The sequence below is a fragment of the Marisediminitalea sp. genome, assembly GCF_984433645.1.
Genome location: NZ_CFIDRX010000270.1, coordinates 1 through 3,603 on the forward strand (window position 1 = coordinate 1; position 3,603 = coordinate 3,603).

General features: G+C 50.7%; 5 protein-coding genes and 1 pseudogene. 1 reads left to right on the top strand and 5 read right to left on the bottom strand.

From position 1 onward, the window contains the following. A pseudogene (locus tag AC4MRN_RS20015) lies at positions 1–176 on the top strand (LysR family transcriptional regulator); the annotation flags it as partial. A 167-nt stretch (positions 177–343) separates the two neighbouring features. Here AC4MRN_RS20015 and AC4MRN_RS20020 read toward each other — a convergent pair. The 5 genes from AC4MRN_RS20020 to AC4MRN_RS20040 all read right to left on the bottom strand — a co-directional run. Further along, entirely contained in the window at positions 344–1,048 is a 705-nt protein-coding gene (locus tag AC4MRN_RS20020; protein WP_073322220.1) for a FlgO family outer membrane protein, read from the bottom strand. 2 nt (positions 1,049–1,050) lie between these two features. Beyond that, positions 1,051–1,788 (bottom strand): FlgO family outer membrane protein, encoded by a 738-nt coding sequence (locus AC4MRN_RS20025; protein ID WP_491204312.1) that lies wholly within the window; start codon positions 1,786–1,788, stop codon positions 1,051–1,053. 5 nt (positions 1,789–1,793) lie between these two features. Further along, a complete protein-coding gene (locus AC4MRN_RS20030) occupies positions 1,794–2,324 on the bottom strand; it encodes a FlgO family outer membrane protein (RefSeq protein ID WP_245819154.1) in 531 nt (176 codons plus the stop codon). A gap of 382 nt (positions 2,325–2,706) precedes the next feature. Further along, entirely contained in the window at positions 2,707–3,006 is a 300-nt protein-coding gene (locus AC4MRN_RS20035; protein ID WP_491204313.1) for a YfcL family protein, read from the bottom strand. A 22-nt stretch (positions 3,007–3,028) separates the two neighbouring features. Beyond that, on the bottom strand, positions 3,029–3,603 hold a 575-nt coding region (locus tag AC4MRN_RS20040; RefSeq protein ID WP_491204314.1), incomplete at its 5' end, for an ATP-NAD kinase family protein.

The following is a 3,603-nucleotide window of genomic DNA, read 5'->3' on the forward strand; positions in this document are numbered from 1 at the left end:
CTCACTTTATGGTACACAAAGATATCAGTGCAGGCTCGCTGGTAGAGCTATTTCGTGACGACATCGTCAGCCCAAACCGCAGAGAGTCGGTACAAGCGGTGTACTACAAAAATAGTGCAGTATCGTCTCGTATCTCTGCGTTTTTGGATTTTATACAGCCGCGACTAACCCTTTAACCCACCTTGATTTCGCGTTGCCTTGTATCTTTTTTTGTGTGTTTTGAGGAAGGTCAGTAACGATAAGCGCAGCTATCATCAGTATTGCGCCGGCCATGACCATAAGCAACAGCGCTTACATGTCATAATCCCACAATGACGTGAGGCTTTAGTAACTGTTCAAGTCGTTATTCGCTGGCAACCGGGCCGGTCGGCACCAGTGATGTCACTACAAACGACGGAATAAAGATATTCGCACTGGCAACAACACGCTGCTGATCTACCGCGACGATACGCGCATTAACGTTAACTCCACGGGGTAACTCGACCAATGTACCGGTAAGGATATGGTCCATCTGCAAACGTTTAGCCAGTCGTTGACCTTCTCTTGTCAGCGCGAGATCGCCGTGCTCGGTCACATCCAGTGTGCGCGATAGTTTAAAATCGACAACACCCAACCCATACTGCTGCAGCTCGTGGATCAGGTATTCAGACAACTGATTGCCCAGTATCGTTGATTCACGCAAAGAGTGATTGAATCGCACAAAACTCGCTACACCAATCAGTTCTTCGGTGTTGAGCAAAACAGCGCCGTCCATCAGCGACATCGCCAATTGTTCGGCGTAGTCGTTGAGTGCCTTGTGGGTAATATCGGGTGTATAGCCGGTTTGAAGCGGGTCCTGGTAGCCGGGTGATGGCAACCTGTCGCGGTACATTTCAATATCGCGCGAGTCCGGGCGATATTCCAGCCCGCTTCCCTGAGGCGGACGCACCTGCTCTCGCACAGACGGTGGCGCATCTTCTTTACCAAACCAAAAATAGCCGGAGTCTGACTGACTCGCACAGCCGGTCAACCCACTACATACTATTGCACCTAACACCCATTTGCGCATGACTAACCCCGGCTTAATTTAACACCATCCCGCATTCTGCCGCGCTCACTTCCATCACTGGGAATCAGCGCATCGGCTACATAAAACGGAATAAGCATTTGTGCACTGGCTACAACCGCACGAGATTGAATGCCTACAATGCGTGCATTCACCATTACCCCGCCCTGATGCTTTGCCATGGTGCCCGTTAGCACATATTCCATGGGCAAACTGGCGTCTAACTCAAGGTAATCCCGGGTGAGCACAAAGTCACCCTCTTCCGTTATTCGAATAAAGTCCGTGGCTTTGTAGTCAATAACCGGAATGCGAAACTTGTGCAGCTCATGAACGAAGGACTCAGCCATTTGCTGACCCAGCAAGTTCGTTTGCTGTAAATCAGAATCCAGCAGCGCAAAGTGCGTCACACCGACGGGCGTTTTATTGCTCACGTATTCCATGTTGGCAATCAGGTCCTGGGTGAGGGCCTTCACGTAATCGCCAATGTGTTTAGTAAGCGGTCTGCCCTTATAGGCGCCCTGAATACTTGAGTACAAGGGCGGCTGGCCAATTGCGCCAAAGCTATCAACTTCGTCTGCAGCCATGGGCGCTCGTGACATGCGATCAGCGGCGGTAATATCAACAACATTCATCGATGTCGCCATTACGGGTTCACTTGTGCCAGCCATGTCCTCATCGGTGCTCATGCACCCACTCAAGGCACACGCTGCCAGTAAACTGCTTATTTCCAATACCTTACGCATGTTCGTTACCCTTTGTTCTCAGTTCGGTACAGCCGGCCATTACGGGTGGTGACCTGCTCTTGCTGCCAGAATAATTCAGCCGGAAAAAACCGCGTTGCGGCGGCCACAATGTCCCGTGTGCGCGCGTTAATGATGCGAGCATTTACCATCGCCCCGGCTTCTTGGTACACCAATGTGCCGGTAATATAATAGTCTACCCGGTCGAGTGCAGACAGCTGGTCGATGTCGCGCGTAAGCACTCGGTCGGCTTTATCACTGATTATTATATCGTTCGAAAGCTTAAACTCTTGAGCGACAAATCCACGTTTTGTGGCTTCGGTAAGCATGCCTTGCTCTAATTGATGACCTAAAAGTTGCAGCGGATGCTGGAAAGTCTCGTCGTATTCCATGGAATCAACCGGCACGAAACCGGCTACGGCATAACGTGCCTGACGCGCTGGTGCGACGTTAGCGAATAACTCGTTCGCCAGCACATAGGTGTGATACTCCACGTTACCAAGGGCAGGCAATGGCACCTGCTCTGAAATCAGTTCCATATTAGGTTCAGGGGAGTTGGTACAGCCGGTGAGACCGGTCGTCGCCAACGCCAGAACTGCCAATACTGACCGCCAGGTTATGGCAGTGTTTAAAGGCTTTTTTGAACGGAAATAAACAAGCATGGCTAAGCACTCTGCAACAAAAAATAAACGCGTTTAGCCGGGATTTGCAATAATTACACCAAGAATGGGATATGTGAGAATCAATTCGAATTATTGGTCACTTATCCTTAGTCAGGCTGGCTAAGTAAGCCCAAGCGCGGGCGTTGCGGTATACAGATTACACACCAAGCCCGCAGCGGAGCGGCCAAACACATAGTAATGTAGGAATAAGGTTTCCCTTTTCACCTGTGCGCGAGGCGAAAGCGGCAATAAACTGCCACTATTGATACGGGGTAATCAACTGCTGCCATAATGCGGTCACAGCGGACTGGTCTTCCCCTTCTAGTTCTTTGTTTTCGAACGCGGCAGATAAGCTTGCCTGCATTCGCTCGTTTAACAACTGGGCACTGGCTTGTGACTCCAGTTCGAGTTTGCGCGCCTGAACCGCAAAATGCCCCTGCAGGTAACTGGCTATAAACAATGCGTCATCGCTGCCAGTGTCTACCACGTTATCCAGCGCGGCATCTATATCTTCAACCAGTTGTACAAATGACGCCGGGGCTTTAACTTGTTCCTGCATATCTGAGTCTCTGTTAAATAGGTTATAAAATCGGGTAGTAGACTTTGTCCTGGTACCCTGTGATCACCGGAATAATACCGGCCAGTGCGCTGTCCAGGCTTTCGTCACCGGTATCCAGACGCAAAGGCCTGCCATCGAGCTGCTGAAGTTTTTGCTTGGTTGCCACCAACCAGATATTGTCCCGGCCAATAGCGCGAATAACCGCAGGGCTCAGCTGTTGATTACCCCGGCCAAACACATGGCCCTGACCACCAATAGCCGTTATTACCAGCCTTGCCGGCGTCTTGCTGACAGCTTCAAGCAACGCCTGAGCCGTTACATCTGAGGCAATGACCTCGCCGTTCTTAACAATGTCTACGCCCAGTAGTGTGTTCGGCAACCCCAGGGTATCCATAACCTGATTCACTGTGGACCCCGAGCCCATGACAAACAACACGTCAGGTTCGTCGTCCATTAGTTCGCTAATGTAGTCGGCAATATCATTGAGGACCAGGGACTCGTCTTCACGGCCGCCCATTTTAACCGATTGCACGTAGCTTAGTTCGTCAGGGATCTGCATTTCGCCAAAATGTTGCGACTGTACTTTGCCTTTTCGAA

Coding starts and splice junctions, on each gene's coding strand:
- AC4MRN_RS20020 (WP_073322220.1), bottom strand. CDS start 1,048: ATGCGCAAATGGGTGTTAGGTGCAATAGTATGTAGTGGGTTGACCGGC.
- AC4MRN_RS20025 (WP_491204312.1), bottom strand. CDS start 1,788: ATGCGTAAGGTATTGGAAATAAGCAGTTTACTGGCAGCGTGTGCCTTG.
- AC4MRN_RS20030 (WP_245819154.1), bottom strand. CDS start 2,324: ATGGAACTGATTTCAGAGCAGGTGCCATTGCCTGCCCTTGGTAACGTG.
- AC4MRN_RS20035 (WP_491204313.1), bottom strand. CDS start 3,006: ATGCAGGAACAAGTTAAAGCCCCGGCGTCATTTGTACAACTGGTTGAA.